This window comes from Achromobacter pestifer (genome assembly GCF_902859625.1).
GTDB classification, from domain to species: Bacteria; Pseudomonadota; Gammaproteobacteria; order Burkholderiales; family Burkholderiaceae_B; genus Achromobacter; species Achromobacter pestifer.
This window is the reverse complement of record NZ_CADIJX010000003.1, coordinates 307,055-328,582: the sequence shown is the minus strand read 5'-3', so window position 1 is coordinate 328,582 and position 21,528 is coordinate 307,055. Positions and strand designations below refer to the sequence as shown.

15 protein-coding genes and 1 pseudogene are annotated in these 21,528 nt (G+C 61.6%); 10 read left to right on the top strand and 6 right to left on the bottom strand.

The window, feature by feature from the left end; translation table 11 throughout:
- The first annotated feature begins 27 nt into the window (after positions 1-27).
- The 10 genes from HV753_RS13170 (at position 28) to HV753_RS13125 (ending at position 9,018) form a co-directional block, all read left to right on the top strand.
- On the top strand, positions 28-870 hold the full coding sequence (locus HV753_RS13170; protein ID WP_175174938.1) for a phosphoadenosine phosphosulfate reductase domain-containing protein: 843 nt from the start codon (positions 28-30) through the stop codon (positions 868-870).
- A gap of 5 nt (positions 871-875) precedes the next feature.
- Positions 876-1,436, top strand: a complete 561-nt coding sequence (locus tag HV753_RS13165; protein ID WP_246288263.1) for an XF1762 family protein — start codon at positions 876-878, stop codon at positions 1,434-1,436.
- Positions 1,437-1,652: 216 nt separating this feature from the next.
- Positions 1,653-2,570: a DUF3577 domain-containing protein gene (locus tag HV753_RS13160; RefSeq protein WP_175174937.1), complete on the top strand. Its 918-nt coding sequence runs from the start codon at positions 1,653-1,655 to the stop codon at positions 2,568-2,570.
- A 58-nt stretch (positions 2,571-2,628) separates the two neighbouring features.
- Positions 2,629-3,312: a DUF3275 family protein gene (locus tag HV753_RS13155; protein WP_175174936.1), complete on the top strand. Its 684-nt coding sequence runs from the start codon at positions 2,629-2,631 to the stop codon at positions 3,310-3,312.
- Between the two features lie 95 nt (positions 3,313-3,407).
- Complete coding sequence (locus tag HV753_RS13150; protein WP_175174935.1) at positions 3,408-3,740, top strand: hypothetical protein; 333 nt, start codon at positions 3,408-3,410, stop codon at positions 3,738-3,740.
- A gap of 96 nt (positions 3,741-3,836) precedes the next feature.
- Entirely contained in the window at positions 3,837-4,226 is a 390-nt protein-coding gene (locus tag HV753_RS13145; RefSeq protein ID WP_175174934.1) for a hypothetical protein, read from the top strand.
- 107 nt (positions 4,227-4,333) lie between these two features.
- Positions 4,334-4,675, top strand: a complete 342-nt coding sequence (locus HV753_RS13140) for a hypothetical protein (protein ID WP_175174933.1) — start codon at positions 4,334-4,336, stop codon at positions 4,673-4,675.
- A 111-nt stretch (positions 4,676-4,786) separates the two neighbouring features.
- Positions 4,787-5,443, top strand: a complete 657-nt coding sequence (locus tag HV753_RS13135) for a hypothetical protein (protein WP_175174932.1) — start codon at positions 4,787-4,789, stop codon at positions 5,441-5,443.
- Between the two features lie 83 nt (positions 5,444-5,526).
- Positions 5,527-6,636, top strand: coding sequence for a DUF6094 domain-containing protein (locus tag HV753_RS13130; protein WP_175174931.1), 1,110 nt, complete (start codon positions 5,527-5,529; stop codon positions 6,634-6,636).
- 102 nt (positions 6,637-6,738) lie between these two features.
- The gene (locus HV753_RS13125) at positions 6,739-9,018 is read left to right on the top strand and encodes a helicase-related protein (RefSeq protein WP_175174930.1); all 2,280 of its coding nucleotides are present in this window, start codon (positions 6,739-6,741) and stop codon (positions 9,016-9,018) included.
- A gap of 335 nt (positions 9,019-9,353) precedes the next feature.
- On the opposite strand, the gene HV753_RS13120 is transcribed toward HV753_RS13125, so the two are convergent.
- From HV753_RS13120 to HV753_RS13100, 6 genes and pseudogenes are all read right to left on the bottom strand, one after another.
- Complete coding sequence (locus HV753_RS13120; protein WP_175174929.1) at positions 9,354-11,921, bottom strand: hypothetical protein; 2,568 nt, start codon at positions 11,919-11,921, stop codon at positions 9,354-9,356.
- Complete coding sequence (locus tag HV753_RS13115) at positions 11,918-13,243, bottom strand: hypothetical protein (RefSeq protein ID WP_175174928.1); 1,326 nt, start codon at positions 13,241-13,243, stop codon at positions 11,918-11,920. The genes HV753_RS13120 and HV753_RS13115 overlap by 4 nt, the downstream gene beginning before the upstream one ends.
- A gap of 117 nt (positions 13,244-13,360) precedes the next feature.
- Positions 13,361-13,447: pseudogene (locus tag HV753_RS31435) on the bottom strand (competence protein CoiA family protein); the annotation flags it as partial.
- Positions 13,448-13,500: 53 nt separating this feature from the next.
- Positions 13,501-14,703, bottom strand: coding sequence for a Druantia anti-phage system protein DruA (locus HV753_RS13110; protein WP_175174927.1), 1,203 nt, complete (start codon positions 14,701-14,703; stop codon positions 13,501-13,503).
- On the bottom strand, positions 14,700-19,958 hold the full coding sequence (locus tag HV753_RS13105) for a DEAD/DEAH box helicase (RefSeq protein WP_175174926.1): 5,259 nt from the start codon (positions 19,956-19,958) through the stop codon (positions 14,700-14,702). Before HV753_RS13105 ends, HV753_RS13110 begins: the two co-directional genes overlap by 4 nt.
- 986 nt (positions 19,959-20,944) lie before the next feature.
- Positions 20,945-21,190, bottom strand: coding sequence for a helix-turn-helix domain-containing protein (locus HV753_RS13100; RefSeq protein WP_246288262.1), 246 nt, complete (start codon positions 21,188-21,190; stop codon positions 20,945-20,947).
- Positions 21,191-21,528 lie beyond the last annotated feature (338 nt).

Sequence of the window (21,528 nt, the reverse complement as noted above, 5' to 3'; positions counted from 1 at the left end):
CGCCGGCATGCCACCGGAGACGACCGCATGCACGACCCGTTCAAGATCACCCAGCCCACCTGCATCAGCTTTTCGGGCGGGCGCACCAGCGCCTACATGCTCTGGCGCGTGTTGCAGGCCAACGGCGGCCTGCCTGCCGATACCGCGATCTGCTTCGCCAATACCGGAAAGGAAGTGGAGCCCACGCTGCGCTTCGTGCGCGACTGCGCCGAGCATTGGCAGGTGCCGATCCACTGGCTCGAATACCTGTCCACGAAGCCGGGCTTCACGCCGGTCGATTTCGAGCGCGCCAGCCGCCAGGGCGAACCCTTCGAGGCCCTGATCCGCAAACGCCAGTACCTGCCCAATCCCGTCGCGCGGGGCTGCACGACCAGCCTGAAGATACGTCCGATGCACCGCTTCCTGCGGCATCTGGGCTGGACGGACTGGGACCAGATGATCGGCATCCGCGCCGACGAACAGCGGCGTGTCGCCAAGATTCGCGCACGCGGCCATTCCACCGAATCGACCCACGAGACCATGTGCATGCCGCTGGCGGATGCCGGCGTCACCGTGCGCGATGTGGGCGCCTTCTGGCAGGCGCAGCCATTCGGTCTCGATCTGCTCACGGTCAACGGACGCACGCTCGAAGGCAACTGCGACCTGTGTTTCCTGAAGCCGCGCGGCCAGCGCCTGGCCCTCATCAAGGCCCGGCCCGAGGCCGCCGTGTGGTGGATTCGCATGGAGTCCCTGAACCTGGCGAGCAAGCCCAGCGGCGCACGGTTCCGCGCCGATGGCCCCAGCTACGCCGATCTGGCGCGTTTCGCCGCCGATCAGGGCGACCTGTTCGATATCGCGGAGGAGCCGATCGCCTGCTTCTGCGGCGACTGATCTGCATGGACAGGCCATCGACCTCGCCACGGCTGCAACTGCTGCCCGTGTCGCTGCGCACCGCCAATGCCTTCGTGCAGGACCACCATCGCCACCACCGCCCGGTGCAGGGGGCGAAGTTCGCCCTGGCTGTCACGCGGCCCGACAGCGAACGCATCTGCGGCGTGGCCATCGTCGGCCGCCCGGTCGCGCGGCACCTGGACGATGGCTGGAGCCTCGAAATCACGAGGCTCTGCACCGATGGCGCACTCAACGCCTGCAGCAAGCTCTACGGGAGCGCCTGGAAGGTGGCCAAGGCGCTGGGCTACACGCGCCTTATCACCTACACCTTGCCGGAGGAAGGCGGCGCCAGCCTGCGCACCGCTGGCTGGCGGCTGATTGGCATGCGCGGCGGCGGCGCCTGGAGCCGCCCGAGCCGTCCCCGTCCCGATACCCCCGGACACCTTCGGGGCCCAAAGTGCCTGTGGGAGGCCCCGGGGCTTTGCGGAAACAAGGAAGCGCCCGAATGCCGATTCATTGCTGCCTCGCGCGCAAGGCCCCGCCATGCTGACCTCATGCCTCGCTGACAGCCGTCGGCAGCATCCCAGGTAGCCACGATCTTCAAGGCTACGACGCGGTACCACCGCGTTGATCACCCAGCTCGCACCGCATCCATGCGCGAGCGGCCACCGGCCTGTCCGGTGGTGGATGTTTCCGCCTTATCAACCCACCGCGGGGGTACGCACCTCTCCCCGCATCGTGGGGATGGTGTGTCTCCGCTTTCTTCCCAATGGAGATTCACCATGAACACCACGTCCAACGAGAAATCGTATTTCGACCTTCACACCTCGGGTATCGGCTATCTGCAACGTGCCCGAGAAGTGCCTGTGAGGGGCGGCCGCCGAGCCCAACCCTTCCTCGCATGCACCATCGCCGCGCTGGTCGGACCCGCAAGGGACCCGCGCTACCGCTACTTCGATGTCAAGGTCTCCGGTGCAGAGGCCAAGGATCTGGTCCAGCGCTACATAGGCGTTGACGATCCCAAGCAGCGGCCTCTGGTGCGCTTCCGCCTCGGGGACCTGTGGGGCGATCCATACATCCGCACCCAAGGCGAGCGGAAGGGCAAGGTCGCCGCGTCTCTCAAGGCACGGCTACTCAAGGCCGAGCTAGTCGACCGCGTCGAGTTCACTTCGATCGCGCAGCACGAACTGATCACCCGCGGCATCGGTTACTTGAACCGTCCGAAGGACGTTACCCCAAAAGCCGGTGATCCGTTCCTGTCGTGCTCTATCGCCGCCCTAGCCGGCCCCGTCGATGAACCAGAGTATCGGTACATCGACACCATCGTCGCCAACCCTGAAGCCGAGCATCTCGTTCGTCGATGCGTACAGGCCATCGAAGGTGACCGCAAGGTGCTGATCGCCTTCCGTCTGAACGATATGAAGATCGATCCGTACATCCGCACCAAGGGTGAGCACGCTGGGGAACCGGCCGCAAGCCTCGAATCGACGCTGGTCCACATCGGTCTGATCAAGATCGATGGCAAACAGGAGTATCCGACGATCCAGGCGCAAGCCGAGACGCCCCCGGCCCAGGACGTACCCGCGCCCGAAGCCGAGGATGCCGCCAACACCGCTTCCGACCAGCCTTCGCAGCCCGCCGAACGCGAGCCCGAAAGTGAAGTGCAGGAGCAGGAGTCGGCATTGGCTGCTTCGTTCTGATCCGGCATGGCCCCTCACGGGGCCTTGCCGTTTTTCCTATTCGTCAAGGAGAACCATCATGGCAGTCACATCGGCGCCCGCGAAATCGGTATCGCCCATCGCCGTCCCGGGCCAGCTGACGCTGCGCACCATTCGCGGCCGCAATGGCCCGTTTACGGTCGGCCGCCTCGCCACGCACCTCGGTGTGTTCGAGGTGAAGGACCCGGAACTGGAACAGTACCCCGAAGGCAAGTACGACGGGGAATTCATCATCCGCTATATTTTCCCGAAGTCCTACCCGGTCGGCGGCGGCATGCGGTTCGAGATCCGTGCCAGCCTGGACGGGATGACGCTCTCGGGCATCGACAAACTGAGCCGGGACGAAGCTCGCAGCTTCGCCGTCCCGGATGTCGACCCGCTCGATGAAGAGCTGGGGACACAGCCTGCGGCAACGCCGGCCAAGCCCGCCAAGGCATCCAGGCCCGCCAAACCTGCACCCGTGCAGACATCTGCGGATCCGCTAGTCGATACCACGCCGTTCGGTGTGGATGCGCCGCCCCCTGCGGCTGCTGCCCCCGGCAGCGCCGAAGACGGCGACGCCGCGCTGTTTGGTCTCCTGTGGCCGCTGGGCGAATCCGTGAAGTTGGATTCGACCATCGACCGCCGAACCTTGCGCGGGCAGATCGCTCGCCTGGGCGAGATGGGCTACGCGTTGAACTTCAAGACGCAGGAGTGGCGCCAGGCCGAACTGCAACCTGCGTAATCGCAGACGCCGCATCCGCGGTGTTCTTCATCCACCCGCTGGGGTTCTTTCCCCATGCGGGGGAGACCCCGGCCTTTTCTTTGGAGGTCTCCATCATGTCCAACATCGCTTCAGATACACACCGTTCCGCACTGGATGAAACCGCGTGGCGGGCGGTCTGCGAGACGGCTGCCAAGCAAGCCATCCATGGCTGCGGACAGTCTCACGACTGGTACGTGGAACTATTCAGTTCAGAAGTTGACGCGCAAGTACATCGGTTACCCGAGCATCAGCAGGCATATGCCCTGCAGATAGCAGAGGAATACGGGGACTACGCAACACCCGCCGAAAGGCGGGAGACTCAGGACTGGAATGCCGAAAACGGCATTTGCATGCACGGCATCGATCGGGATTGCTGCCCGGCCGGTTGCGGTGATCTTGAGTACTGACACGCGACTTCATCGCTGCTAACGCGGCGTTCCATCACCCGCTGGGGGTTCTTCCCCGCGGGGATGCCTCCGGCTCCACTTTTCAGGAGGCCTCTCATGGGCTGGTATTTCTCCCCCCAATCGCGGTCTGAACTGATCGCGGAACTGATTGCACCGCAAGAGACCGAGCGCGCCAGCGTGAAGGTCATCGCACACGCGCTGCGCGGCAACGTCCTCTGGTCCGTCGCGGAAGTGACGGCCCAGGCCGAAGGCGTGCATCGTGATCTGGCGCCGGGACAATCCCTGCGCTACATCCGCTGCGATCTGCTTGAACGCAGTGGCGGTAAATGGGGCTACAAGCCGCTGGAAGAATCCATGCATCCGTACTACTACACATGCCCGTTGAGCTATCTCGACATGGCGCCGGAACAATCACGCGCGTGGCGTGAAGGTGTTCGCGCGTACCACGCACGGCGACGCACGCCTGTCGCGGCGCCGACAGCCTGATACGCAGGTTGTCGGCCATTTATCACCGCATCTGCGGCAATTTCACACACCCACCGGGGCAGCCCCGATGGGGACGCTCCCGGCAATTTCAATCTAGGAGCTTCACCATGAGTCAGCACTACTTCGAAACCGTTCACAAAGGATTTCCCATCACCGTCATCCTCGGCTGGGACCGGCCGATGCAGCATTTTTTTCTGGTCATCAAGAAGCCCGCCGAGCTGATTGGCGACCCCAAGTATTTTCATGACGACGAGGTCTTGTACAGCAACCTGTACGACGCCGACGCTTTCGGGCACGACCTGGACTACTTCGGTGAAGTGCTTCGCTATTTTCAGATCGTCGAACCGCCGAGCATGTTCGTCCAAGTTCTACGCGATTCGCTGAGGAATATCGGCAATCGCGTCGTCAAGCATGAGGCCGACGGTTCGTTCGCCGAACTGGAAGCCTGACATCACCTGCAGCGCAGCCGGGGCATTTGCCCTGGGCACTGCGCGTTTCATCCCCAACGGGGCATTCACTGCCCCTGCGGGCGGTGCGCCCCTCACATCGAGGAAACCACCATGCCTGCCATTTCATCCGACCAGCCCCTGTACCGCATCGACGAATGCAGCGACCTCATGGCCGACGCCTACGTCGGGGACGACCAGGGCAACCTGATCTTCCTGTCGATCTGGGCGCGCGATACCGCAGTCCAGCAGTTCCTCGCTCGCCTGACCCTCGGCCGCGACGAGCAGGGGCTGGACCAGTTCCACATCATCGGCGACCAGGGCGACAGCGTCCCGGTGTTCATCGGCAACGTCGACCGCCTGGAAAAGCGCACCACGCGCGCGTTCCGTCGCACGTTGTTCGGTTCGCTCTCCAACGTGTGGCTGTTCGACCGTCGCTGCATCAAGCCCGACAAGGCCAATGCCAGCGCGCTGGCATTGATACCACGCGACAACGCCCATCGGCTGGACCGCCTGTGGACGTTGGTGCGGGATACCTGCCCGCTTCCCTTGCTCGACCACTGGCGCGAGACCGTGCTGGACCTGCTGCAAACCCGCGAGATGCTGGCGCGACTTCCATTTGCCCTCGGGCCGCTGGAAGGCCATCGACTCGCGATCGACGTGCCTGCACTGACCCAGGCGCTGGGCGGCCTGATCCGCAACGACCTGCTCACCGCCGAGCCGTCTCGGCCCGAAATCGCCTCCGAACTGCCGCTCGAAGTGGCCGCGTGAGGTTTGCCCATCGGGCGTGCTTCCACCGCATACCTGCGGAGCACGCCCGCTTCCCTTTCATCCACGCCACCCAGGAGACTTCCATGGCCCTCATGTTCCCGCGGCTCGCCCGCAATTTCGTGAAGAACGGGTACTTCCCAACGGACGAACCCACGCTCGAAAGAGCCCTCAACGCACTGATGCCCAGCGACGGGCCAATGTGCATCCTCGATCCGTGCGCCGGCGAAGGCGTAGCGATCGCCGAAGCCGCCCACGCACTCGGGCGCGAGCAGGCCAAGGCGTTCGCCGTCGAGTTCGACGCGGAGCGGGCACGCCATGCCCGCCGCCTGGTCGATCACTGCCTGCACGCGGACCTGATGGACACGATGGTCTCCAAGCAATCCTTCGGCTTGCTTTGGCTGAATCCCCCGTATGGCGATCTGTCCAAGGACGTCAACGGCAACATCGGCTATCAGGGCCAGGGCCGTGCCCGCCTCGAAAAGTTGTTCTATCAGCGCAGCCTGTCGCTGTTGCAGTACGGCGGCGTGCTGGTCTTCATCGTCCCCGGCTACGTGCTGGACGCGGAGCTGGTCGGCTGGCTGACGCGCCACTACACGGACCTGCGGATTTACCGAGCGGTGGAAACGCAGTTCAAGCAGGTGGTGATCTTCGGCCGTAGGGTGCGGCAGCGCGAGCAGGTCCCAGATGACGTCAAGGCCGTGCGCAACCTGCTGCTGCAGGTTGGGCTTGGCGAAGCCGAAGCCGAGGAACTGCCGAGCGAATGGCCGTTCCTGCCGTACATCGTCCCCGCCAGTCCGGCCGAGCCGGCGCATTTCTTCCGAGTGACGATGGAGCCGGAGCAGTTCGCCGACGAGGTTGGCCGGCTGCAAGGTCTCTGGCCGTCGCTGGACACGCATCTAGGGGCCGCGCAGCAATCGCTGCGTCCACCGGCGCGGGCCTTGTCCCACTGGCATCTCGCCCTGGCTCTGGCCGCGGGTGCGATCTCCGGCGTGGTGCGCTCCAAGACTGGGCGCCTGCTCGTCGTCAAAGGTGACACCCACAAAGACAAGACGCTCCAGCGCGAATTCACCGAACGCGACGACGGCTCTATCGCCGAGACCCGCATCCTCACCGACAAGTTCGTTCCCGTCATCCGCGCATGGGACATGACCCCTGGCTCCCCGACACGGGGCGAGGTGTTGACCATCCGCTGATCGCTTCTCCACCGCAGACGGTTCGCCGTCTCTCTTCCCACCACGGGGCATGTCATCGGCCCCTGGGGGTGGTGCATGCCCCATTTTCTTTGGAGCATCACCATGTCCCTCGATTTCGATACCACCGCCAACGATGCAACGCCCGTACAGGGTGAACTGCTCGATGCGGAATCTTCCCCTCTGACCCTGAGCCTTCAGGATTTCGTCGGTGAGTTCGGCGACGAACTGCTCGACTCGCTCAACCGCGCCAACCCGCCGGTCTATACGGGCCGGCCGCAGGCGCATCGCCAACTCGTCGTCGCCGGCCTCAAGCGCAAGCTGTTCCCGGCCCAGGCTGAAGTCGTCCATGCCGCCGCCGAGCTACTGATCGACCGCGGCGAACGCGCCGCGATCGTCAATGGCGAGATGGGCTGCGGCAAGACGACCGTCGGAATCGCCACGGCCGCCGTCCTCAACGCCGAAGGCTACCGCCGAACCTTAGTTCTTTCGCCACCCCATTTGGTTTACAAGTGGCGGCGCGAGATCCAGGAGACGGTGGCGGGTGCCAAGGTGTGGGTGCTCAACGGCCCCGACACCTTGGTCAAACTCATCAAACTGCGCCAGCAGTTGGGTGTGCAGCCTACGGGCCAGGAGTTCTTTGTCCTGGGGCGCGTCAGGATGCGGATGGGCTTCCACTGGAAGCCCGTCTTCACCCACCGGCGCACTCGCCACGGTGACTTGGCGGCCTGCCCGGACTGCGGCCATGTCGTTATCGACCTCGATGGCGAGCCGGTCAACCCGGTCGCGCTCGAAGCGGAGGAGTACCGCAGAAAGTGCAGCCATTGCGCCGCGCCTCTGTGGACGCTGATCCGCCCGAGAAGCCTGTCCGGTAGCGACCAGTCCTCGGCCGTCCTTAAAGCCTTGAAACGTATTCCCACCATTGGGGAAGTCACCGCGCAGAAGCTGATGCAGAAGTTCGGCGACGGCTTCCTCGCCTCGATGTTGGGAGACAACGTGCATGAGTTCATTAACCTCATGGACGGCAACGGCGAGCTGGTGTTTTCGGACCGCCAGGCCACGCGCATGGAACGCGCGATGGCGAACATGGAGTTCGGCTTTGGAGAGGGCGGCTACCAGCCGTCCGAGTTCATCAAACGCTACTTGCCGAAAGGCACGTTCGACCTGCTCATCGCCGACGAGGCGCACGAGTACAAGAACGGTGGCAGTGCCCAAGGCCAGGCGATGGCCGTGCTGGCGGCGAAGTCGCGCAAGACGGTGCTACTCACCGGTACGCTGATGGGCGGCTACGGGGACGACCTGTTTCACCTGTTGTTCCGAGCCCTGCCCGGGCGAATGATCGAAGACGGCTACCGCCCGACCACGAGCGGCAGCATGACCGCGGCCGCGATGGCGTTCATGCGCGATCACGGTGTCCTCAAGGACATCTTTTCCGAAGGCACCAGCACGGCGCACAAGACCGCGAAAGGCACGAAAGTCAGTGTCAGAACGGTCAAGGCCCCGGGCTTCGGCCCCAAGGGCGTACTGCGCTGCATCCTGCCATTCACGATCTTCCTCAAGCTCAAGGACATCGGTGGGAACGTCTTGCCGCCGTATGACGAGGAGTTCAGAGAAGTTGCGATGGACACGGCGCAGGGCGCAGCCTACCGCGACCTGGCCGGCCGGCTAACCGCGGAGCTGAAACAGGCTCTGGCGCGACGCGACACGACCTTGCTGGGTCTGGTCCTCAATGTGTTGCTGGCCTGGCCGGACTGCTGCTTCCGGTCGGAGACGGTGACACATCCGCGCACGCGCAACACCCTGGCGTTCGTCCCGGCTCAGTTCAACGAGTTCGAGATCAGTCCCAAGGAGCGTGAGTTGATCGACATCTGTAGGGAAGAGAAGGCACAGGGCCGCAAGGTCCTCGCCTATACGGTCTATACCGGCACGCGCGACACCACGTCACGCCTGAAGGTGCTCCTAGAGCATGAAGGCCTCAAGGTGGCCGTGCTGCGCGCGAGCGTAGATGCGTCCCGCCGGGAAGACTGGATCGCCGAGCAACTGGACCGCGGGATCGATGTCCTGATCACGAACCCGGAGTTGGTCAAGACGGGCCTCGATCTGTTGGAGTTCCCGACGATCGTGTTCATGCAGAGCGGCTACAACGTCTACTCGTTGCAGCAGGCGGCACGGCGCTCGTGGCGTATCGGACAGAAGCTGCCAGTACGCGTGATCTATCTCGGCTACGCCAATTCATCGCAGATGACGTGCCTCGGGTTGATGGCCCGCAAGATCATGGTGTCGCAGAGCACGTCGGGAGACGTGCCCGAGTCAGGGCTCGATGTCCTGAACCAAGACGGCGATTCCGTCGAAGTGGCGCTGGCCAGGCAGTTGGTTGCTGCCTGACGTCCCACACCTACCGCGGCGGCCGCTAGGCCGCCACTTCGTTTCTCCAGCCACGTCCATGCCCATGCCGGGCATGGCGTCGCTGCTATTCCTCACAAGGAGCATCCAATGATCGACGACACCCAGCCGACCACCGATACCGTCAAGGTTCGCCTGACGCTGGACGTTGCCTACCTCCTCAACGGTGAACCCTCGGCCTAGATCTTCGCGCTCTTGCAGCAGATGTGCGAGTACGCCGTCGGCACGGCATGCAGACCGGCCATCCACCCGCATCCAGGGTTTTAAGTCCATAAAACTTGCGAGTTCTTGTGCCTGCACGGCCGTTGTGGATGTAGTTAGGGCCTTTTTCCTGAAGATTGCGCGACTTCAAGCGCAGCCAAAATGATTGCCACTTCTTCCACCGGCAACGACCGCAAGTAGTTCAGCACCTTGGTTTTTGCGGGTTTCCAGAGCTTGGCAAACCATTCGACCGGCTCTTCCATATCCTCTATCTCCTCGATCCAAGCTTCAGCCTCGCCTTCTTGAAGAAACACCGGGATGTGGTCGAGGTAGACCCGTAACGACAACGACTCCGCCACAGTTGGAAGCGGCAGTGCTGCGGCACCCTCAGCCATCGACAGCAATACTCTGGCTTTGAATGACCGGTCGTGAATTCCCGCCATACGACGCAGCACTGCGTCGACAAGTGGCCTTGCATAGACATCGAACGGTGAAAAATTTGCGTCCAGGATCGCAAGGGCAACCGGTGCATCACCGAGGACCGCTCGAATGGCACGGTCGTCGGTTTCACCAAAGCCGCACTCAAGGACTGTGCCAGACTTATCTCCTTCGCTCAGCCACGCCTCGGCGGCGACGCTTCCCGCAAGACCGTCGACGATCAGCATGAGCCCGCATTCGCGCGCCATCGTGCCGACAGCTGCAATCGCGCGCGCGGCTTTCGGTGTGACCCCCAGCGCTCGTAAAGTCTCCACTATTGGTTGGCCGGCCCCAGCCGCCGAACGTACGATGGATGTTCCCTCTCGGGGATCTGCAGGTCTGGACGGCGGTGGAATCGTTCCGACCGGAGGCGCCGGCTGCTCGACTAACTCATCTATCAGTGTCTTGAAGACAACCACTTCGCCGAGCGTTCCCAGCGCGTCAGCTCTCGCTCTATCGAACGCTGCGCGAATCGCTTTGGCAATGGCTGGGGCAATTGCCTTCTGCTCCCGTTCCGCTTGTCGCCGCGTTTCCAACAACTCGGCTTGCTTCTGCTCCAACTGCTGGACGCTTTTGTGAAGTTTCTCCTTCTGCGCAACGAGCAGATCGACCTTCGCTTCTACAAGCTTGTCAACCCGTACACCGATCCTCGGATCGCGCATGACTTCGTCCAGCAATGCGGACATTGCCCCTTCATGTTCGTCGATAGTTGTGAGTTCCGCGCGCAATCTCGCCGCGCGCTCGGAGCTAAGTTTTGGCGCACCCGACGCTATTAAGTCCTGCAACTTTCTCGTCAACGCCTTTGTCGGCTTGTCGGTACCCCAATACTCGCCCGCAAATAGCTTCCGTAGACTCGAAGCAAGTGCTTCGCACTCGTAGATCCCAGACGGTGGCAGCGGTCCCGGAACAAACGCTCGACCCTCTAAACGAAATGCCGTTAGTGCATGCCATGACGGTAGTCCGGCGTCGAACCCTTCGTCCCGGGTCAAGTCTTTGCCCGCGGGAGAACCGACGATTAACTGGTCGCGCAGCAAGAACAGCAGAGGCGTGACACTTGTCCTACCCTCCCCGACGGCGTGCTTTATGTACTCTCGAACGGCATCATGATTGGAGGAGTCGAATGGCACATCGCGCACCTCATAGACTAGGGTCTTGTCAGATGAAATGTGAAAGTTTGTGCGATGGCCTGGATTCGAGCCCTCGTTCTCGGCGACCCGCCAGATGCCGATCTCGCCGCGCTTGGGTTGTCGCGGGATATCTCGCCCCCCAGAGAAAGCAATCAAGTCACCAGAGGAGTAGAAGAGCTTCTTGCGATACTCGTTGTCGGACAGGTCGATCCACGGCCCGTCAGCCGCCCGAATAGCGGAAGGGTGCAAAAAGACGGTTGTCTCTGGAAAATCTCGCGTGCAAACCGCCAGAACCTCATCTCGATCAATATCGAAGGCGAAAGCCTCGCCAGGATGCGCGAAGCTCAACATCTGCAGACCTCGCGCCTCCCCGCTAGAGCGCGCGGACGCCTTCCGGGTGGCGTATTCAGCGAGCAAGCTTCGCACTGCTTGCTGATGGTCAAGGGCCTCAATCGCTATCTGAACGTCCTCGTAGCGGGCGTTGCGCACTGCCTGAACGCCCGCGACGAATGCTGCCGTCGAAGGGGGCAACGACGACAGGAACTCATCCGGATCTCGTCCTTCGGCCAGCGCGACGATCGCCCGACCAAGTTCCTCCGAGAGCGTGTCGAAACTTTGCCCGTTCGGAGTGGGCATCGGTGCCTCCTTCGCTTCAGGCGGGTCGACCGCTCCTCCTGCTTGCGCAGGGCGAAGGAACGACAAGAGATCGGAAGGAGGATCGGTGGAGAACAGGTGTACAAGGCACGAACGGGCGAGCCGCTTCGCTTCATCCTCGGGCGGGCTCTCGCCTGCCTCTTCGTACAGTCGCAGATCTGCGAGTAGCTCGTCGACCGACTTCGGGTCGAGCATCTTCAGATGTTCACCGAACCACTTCTGCACCACTCGGTCGGTCGCCTGAGGTAGCCCCTGTGCTAGCATTCGTATACGCGCAGGCTTGCCATGTGGGGGGTTCTGCACTTTGGCGCCCCTCTGAATCAGTTGTAGCCTCGTCTCTGCAAAAAAGCGCCGAAGCTCGTCATCATCAGCGCCCCACTCGAGCAACTGAGCGAATCGTCTCTTTTCAATCCCCGAATAAGTCATAAGTCTTTGTCTCCCTCCGTCGGATCGCGCTGTTGATGTTGAACTGCCCGGATGTAAGGCATCAGGCGGCTTGTCATGATGGAGCCGAGCCGATACAAGTTTTCGGGGCTGGGGTTGGAGAGGTAGCGCTTGACGTTACGCGCTCCTTCGGCCCCATAGTCTTGAACAACTAGCCGATCGATCCAGCGATTTACGATGACCGTGGGCGGTTGCGGTGCCGCAGGCTCAGCGGCACCGCTCTCTTCGGATGCGTCCAGCGACGCCGGAACGACGCAGCGAAGTTCCCCGAAGCTTCCCGCGTAGAAGTCTTTTGCTGATCCGCCTGGTAACGAAAGCCGCGTCTCCTCGAGAACCCAACCATCGTTCAAGCGCGCGAGGTGCGCCGCGATCCGTGCATTGCCGCAGTCGATGTTGACAGTGCCTGCCGTGAGAGCGTCCGCATCAAGCGGCGCATCCGTGACTAGATCCCACGAGAGATCGACGCTATCAACAGTGACGCCAACGGGACAGAACAACTCGCAGGGTTCAACGCGAAAGATTGCCTGCTCGCTGCCGTCAATAGCGAGGACGTATTCGCATCCGCTCGTCCACGGACCCCTTACTCGGACCCACTCATCGCCTTGCTCGCTGATTTCTGCTCCTCCGGTGCCGACTGACGCAGTCACCGATGTCTCCCCGCTGCCGCTTCTGCGAAGGAGCAATGACTCAGGTGGCTCGGGATACACATACGTACCGTCTACTTCAACGTGGTGTGGAAGTGGGTCCACCATATGGAGCCGCGGTCGGCGGCTACGGATGCGATGCCCCAAAAAGTCGGCAATTTCTTTGGGTAGATCTGGCTTCGATCCAACGAAGACTGAGGGCAGAGCCAGCTCGTAGCTGTACCAGCCACCGAATATTCCTTCCGGCTTCCAACCTAGCGCTGAACCGAGTTCTAACGGCGGAGCGACCTCATGCATCGATAGCAAACGATACCGTGCTCCCCACTCCAACTGTTCGTCGCTGAAAATGAAGCGCCCACCCCTCTCATCGGCGTAAAAAAGATTCCGATCCGCTGAAAATCCGCTGACCTGTCCCACAAGCTCGGCCGCAAGGGCCAGAAGCTGTCCAAAACCGGCGATTTCCGCCAATGGGACCTGCGGCGTCATAGGCACGAGGCGGGTAGCGCAGAGATCGGTATGCTGGTAGGTGCGGTAGCCGAGGCCTGACTGGATTTCTAGACGGCCTACGGCCGTTTCCCCAAGATTGCTGGGCGGGATTCGCAGCCACAGCGACAGCGATGTCCGTCCCGCCTCGGAGGCTAGGAACAGTCCGCAGCTCAACGACTCTCTTTTCCATCGACTTGGCGGCACCCGGATGTGGGGCCCCAGCGCCGTCATTACGGCACTGCCTTGGGAAGGAAAGTAGTTGTCGCAATCGGGCTTGGCGCGGTGGCTGTAGTGCGCAAAGTGCGGCCGGCGTTCTCCGCCAGCGCGCCGACGCACTGGCTCGCCACAGGATGGGCACGTCAAACCGAACCCCGACATTCCGCCCAGCCAAGCCGGCACATCATTGCCCAGGTGATCGCGTGCCCAGTCCACTATCCGACCTGTTGGCTGCGCTTGCGCTTCATATGCATATCGGTGCCGTCGAGCTCCCGAAGAAACTGCTCACTGCGCCAGATCCGGAACTCAGGCATTCGCTCTGCTCGTGGAATAATCCAGCGCACTTTGGCGGCCTCTCCCATCTGCGCCGCCGTAGGCAGGTGGTCGTACCTAGCGCGTTTGTGGTCCCCCCGGAGAAACTGGAGGGCGTTGCTTGCGAGCGAACAGAAGAACACCTCTCGCGCGAGACCATGCTTTGCCATGTCAGGATCAAGGCCCAGCAGGCCAAGGGCCTTGCGTATCAGCCGAAGTCGATAGTTAGGCCCCTGGCCGTAGCCGTGCGAGTCAGCGTAGTGATGACCGACTGACCGCAGATATTCCCGTAAGTCACTGAACAGTTCGTCGGAAATGTGGAAATGACCCCAGCCCGAGGTCAAGCCTATGGGGCTGAAGATCGACTGGCCGTTGATCTTCAGGCGGTTATACAAGGACGAGCGTCCGAGTGCCGACGTGGTCGTGACAGCGACGAGCTTGGCGTGCTTGGATTTCCCCGAGATCACGCCAACGGAGTCGTGATACTTTGCCTGGAAGACGTCAATGACATCCTGGCTACGAATGAGCGACGCGACTAGCTTGCCTCCCAGCAACATGTTGTACGGCGGCACAGCTCCAAGCGCGTAGGCATCCATAAGGTTCACCATCGCATCCATTCGACGATGATGATCCCAGCCAATGAATTCATCTCGGGCTCGCAGGTTGAATACTGCGTCCCCTAACGCGAACAGACCCATGAGCTTGTGATGGTGCTCATCCCACACAAGGAATCGTAAGCGTCGGCCGTAGCCTTCTGAAATCGGGATCCTCCAGTAGTAGCTCGCAAAGCGAAAAAGGTCGCCTTGCCAAGTGCCGGAGCGAACGAGTTCTATGCGGGGGCTGATGCGCTCGACATCAAGTTCAGCCCCGGACGCGAAGTGCTGAATCAAGCTGCTCGATCGCCCCACGATCCATGCGCGGTTGTCTTCAAGACGAGAGTCCCGCTGATGCGCATGCATGTCGCGGTAACTCTGCTTGTCGAGTTTGGGCGGTATCAGAGTACCGTCGGGAGCCCTCAAGAATCCGAGCCGCTTGAAATGGGCACGTACCTTCCGCTTGAGGCGCGCTTCGTCGCCCGGAAGCGCTATGACCAAGCCCGTCTTCACGTGACCTCTCCATAGGCGCCGGGCAAGTCACGCGCAAGTTCAAACGCCGAGAACGCACGGCGATTTGCTCCCGACGCGAACCCATAGTGCGTTGGGTCGACCAACGATGGGAATGAGAAGAACTGCACGTGCCTCCCCAGATGCGCGACCGCATAGGGGGCAGTAGCCGACGGTTCTTCAGACCAGCCCGCAAGCAGCATCATGTCCTTCAGCGGCTGAAGTGTGGACCGCTGCTCGTCATGAGATGGCGCCGCAGGTATGTAACCGTCCCGTGCGTAGCGCAGCAGGTCGAGCGCCAAGCGTCGATCCAGTATTGAGTGATGGAAGCGATTTCCATAATGACGCAGGCATTTGTCACATGATGCCGAACACGTGCACCGGCTCAGTAGGACCTCAGCCCGTGCCATGATTGCCTCAAAGAGTTCCCCCGCCTGCGTCGCATAGCCGGCACCGCCGGATAGCGTGTCGTACACGAAAATGTCGGCGAAGTGTTCTTCACCGACGCGGACGAACCGGAAGCCGGCGTTGATCTCACGGATGTCAATGTCCAGTTCCTGACTTGCGGCCAGAACGAACGCTTCGGCGAGCGATTGCAGCGCGTTTGAAATCGGCTCGCGTTCGGTTGTTATTAGAGGATCGAAGCGCAGCGGCCTCGACAGGGGCAGCCGCACTATGAGAACGTCGGATGCGAAGCCATAGCCGAGATATACCTGTTCGAAGTGACCAGTGCAGCGTCCCGTCCCGCGCGTGGAGAGGAAATAGTCGCGGTCGTGTGGACCCACGCGCTGCGGGTTTGATTCGGCCTTCCCGCAACGATTGCAGATCAGGAAGCCGGGATACTGGCCCGCATCCGCTTCTCCCTTATTGACCATCACGAGCTGTTGATCGCGTGCGGACCCTATGTGGCAGTGAATGCCTAGTCTCCTCAAGTCAAACGCTGGACTTCCAGCCGGCACAGACAGTTGTGCGCTCGTTGCGTTCGTAAAGGTCTGCTCATCGTCGAACTCATCGACCTCCCCGCGGCCTTCGGGAAAGACGACCTGCGGCTCTATAACCGATGCAGCCTGCAGCACGGCGGTGCGGCAAAGCGGGCATTGCTCACTCTCTGGCTCCGTGAGCCTGAACCCGGAGGTGTAATTACATTCTGGGCAATGTACATAGTAGCGGCGCTCAACGAATAGCCGCTCGGCTCGATCGACAACTGCGGTCGAGCCGTTGGCCGCAACCGTTCCAACGCGATAGGTCTTTTTGTCGACCACGACCAGGCGGCCCGGTGCGTACTCAGACAGCGCAACATTTAACCCTTGCTGAGGACGCTGAAGGATCTTTGGCTGCGTGAAGTTTCCGCGCCTCTCGAGCCATTCGATTTGCAGTGCGCACAGGTCGCGTGGGAAGGCGTACGACGGCAGGAATCCCTTCGCAAAGAGGAACTCGATAAGCTTTTCGTCAGCAGGGTCCAACTCTTGCGCGTTCCTCGGCCGCGCGCGCTCCAGCCAAGCAACGAACTCGTTCGCTACTTCTGCGGGCGACTTGTTGAACGACGCCGGCAACCACTGGCCCATTGCGCTGTAACAGGCTTGTGCTGCTTGAGAGCCGGAAAGCCACTCGACAAACGCAGGCAGGCTGAATGGACCTGTGCCGCCATAGAAGTGCATCGTCTCACCCAGTACGGAAAACACGTCTCCGCTCGCCGAGTTGAACGGCTGTGAGTGGAAGTAGGCCTGGATGAGCTGCGCACGGATGTGCCGCTCCACAATCTTGGGATTTGCCGTATCAACTCCGGGCAGAGTCGGTTCACCGGAGATAATCGGCTCAGGATTTGCGAAATAGTGATTGTCGTGAGGACTGTTCTGTGCGTAGGTGACGACCGTCGATACAGCCGATCCTCTTCGCCCGGCACGTCCGGCGCGCTGCTGGTAGTTCTGTCGAAGCGGCGGTACGTTGCGCAGCCCCACGGCGACCAGGGAGCCGATATCAATACCGACTTCCATCGTTGTCGTGCTGCTGAGGACATCAATCGACGTGTCGTTTCGCTCAACCAGAATGTCCCGGAAGCGACGCTCGAATTCCTCGATAGTTGTCGTGGAATCGTCTATGTCCCGGTAGGAGAGCTGAGCCGTATGTTCTTCCACCGATAAGTTGAAGGGGCTCGTCTTCCCTTCCAGTATGTCATTGACCGGATCTCGGAAGAACGCCTTGCGGGCCCGCAGGTACTGCGTTGCTCCGGGGCGAACGGCAGTCACTCCGTTAGCCAGGCAGTTAGGACAGTGCCCCCACCATTCGACTGGCGACACGGTGGCGCACTGCCCGCATTGATGCCAGTCGTGCTGGTCCGACGCAAACTCGAGGGCGAGCCGTCCTGGGACGACGAAAAAGCCAGGACGTCCCGGATGAGCCTGGCACAAGGTCGCAGTCAGCGTATCGAAGATCCGGTCCAGCTCAGGCAAGCGGGCGCGCAAAAACGCCTGCTGTCTCGCCGAGAAGCCGCCATTTCGGTCCAGACCTCCGCCGATGGGATAGCCTGCGGCTTGCGACCTGACACCTTGGGGCAGGTCCGCATCTACGGCGAAGTCGCTTGCAAAGCTTTGAATCCATGCTGTCCACACGGCACGCAGATTTGCTTCGTTGATGCCCTGCAGTTCCAGCAGAATCTGCCGACGCACGCGCGCGATGGGAACGACGTGCGCCAGCGTCAGCGCGCTCAGCGAGTAAAACGGCGAGCCTAGATGCCGCAAGAGGAGCGAGGAGAATCGCGGTGGTTTGGCCGGGGGTGACTCTTCGAGCGCATCGCGCAGTTCGCCCAGGTAGTGGCGGCGATGATCAAGCACATCTCGCTGCAATCGCTCCCGGTCGGCGCCATCGAAGAGCAGTAAAGCGTTCTTTGCGAGCACATGCAGCAAGGCAACGTACATGTGATCGCCGAGTGTGGCTTCGCGCCCGAGTCCGCGTAGTTCTCTCGATGCGAGGAGCAGCAACTGCCGGAAGACATCGTTCTCTATTTCGCGCGGAATGTCCCTTGCCAGACGCGCCGCCTTCTGTCGGCCGTCGGAGAAGAGCAGCGACTTGCGTCCGCCGTTGGGGGAACTGTCCGTTTTCCGCTGCGTGATCGGCTGCAGTTCGACCTGCGTCCGGATCAACTGTGCGAACGGTGCCTCACCCTTTGTGGCCAGATCCATGATCTTGGTCGAACCAGCCTGCCAACGCCGTGTGCACACTGGGCACTCGCGGTTGAAGGACAGCGCCTGCTGTCCTGAAATCGGAACAGGACCATCGGGGCGGACAAGCGCAAGGTATTGATCAAGTTCCGCTGCGGCGGGCGGTGCCTGAACAAGCCTTCCAGTGGCCGTGTGAAGCCACACCTGAGAGCCTTCCATACGCCCATGAGCGCCGGTCGCACGGCGGTCGATCTCAACGAGGAAGTGCGCTTCCATCAGGCCACCCGTTCCCCACAGGCCGCTGGAGGGTTGATGCCAGAGGAACATTCCGAACTGGTCCTGAACGAATCCTCGTATGAATGCCGCTCCGCAATCGCGATGCGTAAGCACTTCGTACACGCGAGCGCCACACTCGCATCGAAGCATCGGCTCCGAATAGAGCTTTCCGAGCCTCCCCGAAGGAACCGAAGAGTCTTTTGAACTGCAGCGCGGATCGGTGCAGGCATAAATGCCTGCAATGCCACGGAAGAACAGGTGCGAGCGTACTGGCGCGAACACGCGTCCGCTATTCTGCTCTTTGGCGAACGACATGAGCGCCAAAGTTGCCTCAATTGCCGCCTCGGCATCGAGCGCACCCGGGAAGGCCAAGGCTGCGACGGCACGCAGTTTTTGCGGATGTGCCGTCACTAGATTAGCAACGAGCGCTGCCGGGCCAAACGACTGAAGCCATTGATAGACGCCGTGCCGAAGTGCGGCCTGATCGCCTCCGGCGACCATTTCTGCTTCTTGTCCCAGTGCCTTTAGCAGCGCACCAAACCCTTCTATGGCCTTGCCCGGGTCGAGTGCGGACTCGTGCAGTGCTGCGATGTCGAAACGTGCCAGTGCGGCCGCCTCTTTTTTCGTGGCGGGCCTGTCCCCTGACTTCGTCAGTTGCTCGCCGCGGATGAGCGTGAACTCGCGTTGGCCTGCGGTGAGGCCGCTCAGATCCGCAGAGAAGGCCTTCATCCGTGTGACCGCCTCTGCCGTCTTGCCAAGGCTGGCGCTGGTCAGAATGTACCGCACCCGGTCCCGACTAATGCCAAGGCGCGCATGAAGCCTTCGGAGCAGGTAGGCAACTTCGGCGCCCCCCGAGCCGCGATACATGTGAGCTTCGTCGAGCACGACGGTGAAATAGTTCGATTGGTCGGCTGCCAACCATGCCGCCGTTTGATCGAAGATGCTCCGCTCAATTGGTCGCAGCAGCATGTACTCCAGCATCGAATAGTTGGTGACGAGCAGGTCAGGGCAACGAGCCTGCATCTCGCCGCGTGACAGCATTTCCGAGTCGTTGGCACCTGTTACGAAAGAGGAGGCCGCGAAGGCATCTAGATCCTTGACGGGCCACTTCCCTTCCTGATCGAGCCGCTCCTTTGCCTCCGCTGGAAGGTCGAGATAGGCATGCTGCACCAACGGTCGCAGGCGTGATTGATCGCGCGCCCTGCTCGTCACTCCGGGATACGGCGTTCGGCTCGTGTACATCCCGAACGTTGCGCGGCCGGGTCGACTGCCGCGAATGTGTTCCGCAATGTCTGGTTGGCCCATCAGACGTCGCAACCGTGAGAGCTGATCGTTGACCAGCGCATTCATCGGGTACAGCAGCAGCGCCCGGCAACCGGGGTTCCGCCACGAATCCGGCCGCTCGGAGGACTCGACTGCGAGCGATCCGAGGATGGGCATGAGGAAACACTCGGTCTTACCGGAGCCGGTGCCGGTGGCGACGATAATCTCCTCACCACGACCAAGGAACGATTCAAGCGCATCCGCTTGGTGTTTGTAGGGCCGCTCGGGAATTCCGGCTCCCGCCTGCCCAGCAGCAAGCTCAAGCACGGCCTTAGCTGGCGAAGGGATTTTCATCTGGGCATACGTGCTTCCCGCGACATAGAACGGCGTCCCCTCAATACGGGGCTCTTGAAACGTCACGCCTTCGGACTCCAGAAGCCGTTTGCGCCCTTCGATCAGGCTTTCATCCCAGATGTGGTATTGGGCCTCCAAGTATCGATGCAATGTCCCCTTCATCCCATCAAAGACAGCGCGGGCAGAGTAGGTCTTGGGGTCACTCATGGTGTTTTGTCTCGCAATTGAGTTCCTGCAGCGCTTCTAGTAGTACCGGTCGACAGGCCGGGGCACCACATGTCCAGACGCGCCCGAATGATTTTGGATCTTCTTCACAGAGCGCGACGAGCAGGCGTCTCATCGATCGGGGAGGAGCCACCGCCAGCGAAATCGTAGTCGTGCCGGAATTAGATGTGATGATGGCCGTGAACGGCTGACTCTGTAGAGCCGCAAGCCCGAATTGAAACCGCGCAGCATCGAGGACCGCGGGCCCCTCCAGAAAGTCTCTTCCAGCTTCGTACTTTCCAAGGAAATAGCGGTAGCGCGACGCGCCGGTTCGCGCACGAAATAGACCGACTCCGCGCCATTCACATGCCGGACTAGTCCCCGCCTGAAACCAGGCCGCCCCGCGGCGCTGTCCGCCAGCTTGTTGGACGGCGAAGATTTGGAGGTTGTCGGCGACGACCGACGGCGCAAGTTCTTTCATTGCCGAATTGATGGCGGACTGGGTCCACGAACTTGCGTCGTTCCCGTCGCTTCCCCGCCAAGCCACCTTCGATTGCCTAGGGAACGCAGCAGTGTCAGCACGATTCATCACGCGTCCCCCACCGGCCCGACGTAAACCTGCAACGTGCCGCTGCAGCTCCAATGTAGGTTGTGGGCCGACTAAGAGGTGGCAGTCGGGGCCGAGCTCAACGGTGCGGACGGGAGCAGGAGTCCAATATCCGCCCCCGAGCGGTTCGGCCTCGCGGAGAAATTGCATGGTTCCGAGGGCCGCCTCCATTGACGGCGCCAAGCCGGCTCGCTCGAACAAGCGGTGGAGCTTCGTAACGTGCGTTTCCCGCGCCGTATCAGCGGCCACAAAGGTCGCCGCGCAAAGCGCGCCACGGGCGAACTCGAGCGGATCGACCGCTGGCGCCGCCGATGCGTATGTAGTTAGAGAGGTAGATGCCGCGCGAAGTGTCATTATTTGTTGAGCGCCGTTTGCGCGTTGGTCATCCTGCGACTACATCGAGGCCACGCTTCTGTACGAGGTGCAGCAGCTTTAGAGCGGTGCCCGTCGGCCTCTTCTGGCCGATCTCCCACTTCTGAACGGTTGATAGGCTGGTATTGAGCAGCCGAGCGAAGACCGCCTGACTGACATGCGAGTTCTCGCGAATGCGCTTGATCTGCGCAGGAGCAAGTGGCTCGACCGGAGGCAGGGCCAACTGGTCGAATTCGCGCAGCGTGACCTGGTTCATCACCCCTGCCTGGTGCAGGCCGTTCGCCGTTTCAGGAACGGCAAGAATGGCTGACTTTATTTTCCGCATCGCAATCGATTTCGATCAACTTCCCGGCACGCTCTGCCTTACCAATGGCCTGCGGTGCGGATGACAGCAGAAGTGCCGCCAGAACTTGTTCAAAGGCTCGGCTTCGTCCTTGCCGATGTCGCTGCGGGCATTCTCGGGAAGTCGAATACGCAGCCCCAGCAACTCCCTCGTTCGTGGTGACCAGCGTGGGGTAGCCACCGCTCCTTCTTCGCCCATCCAATCTCCGTCTTGTTTAGGCCTCCGCCACGATCGGCTTTGAACAGCCCAGT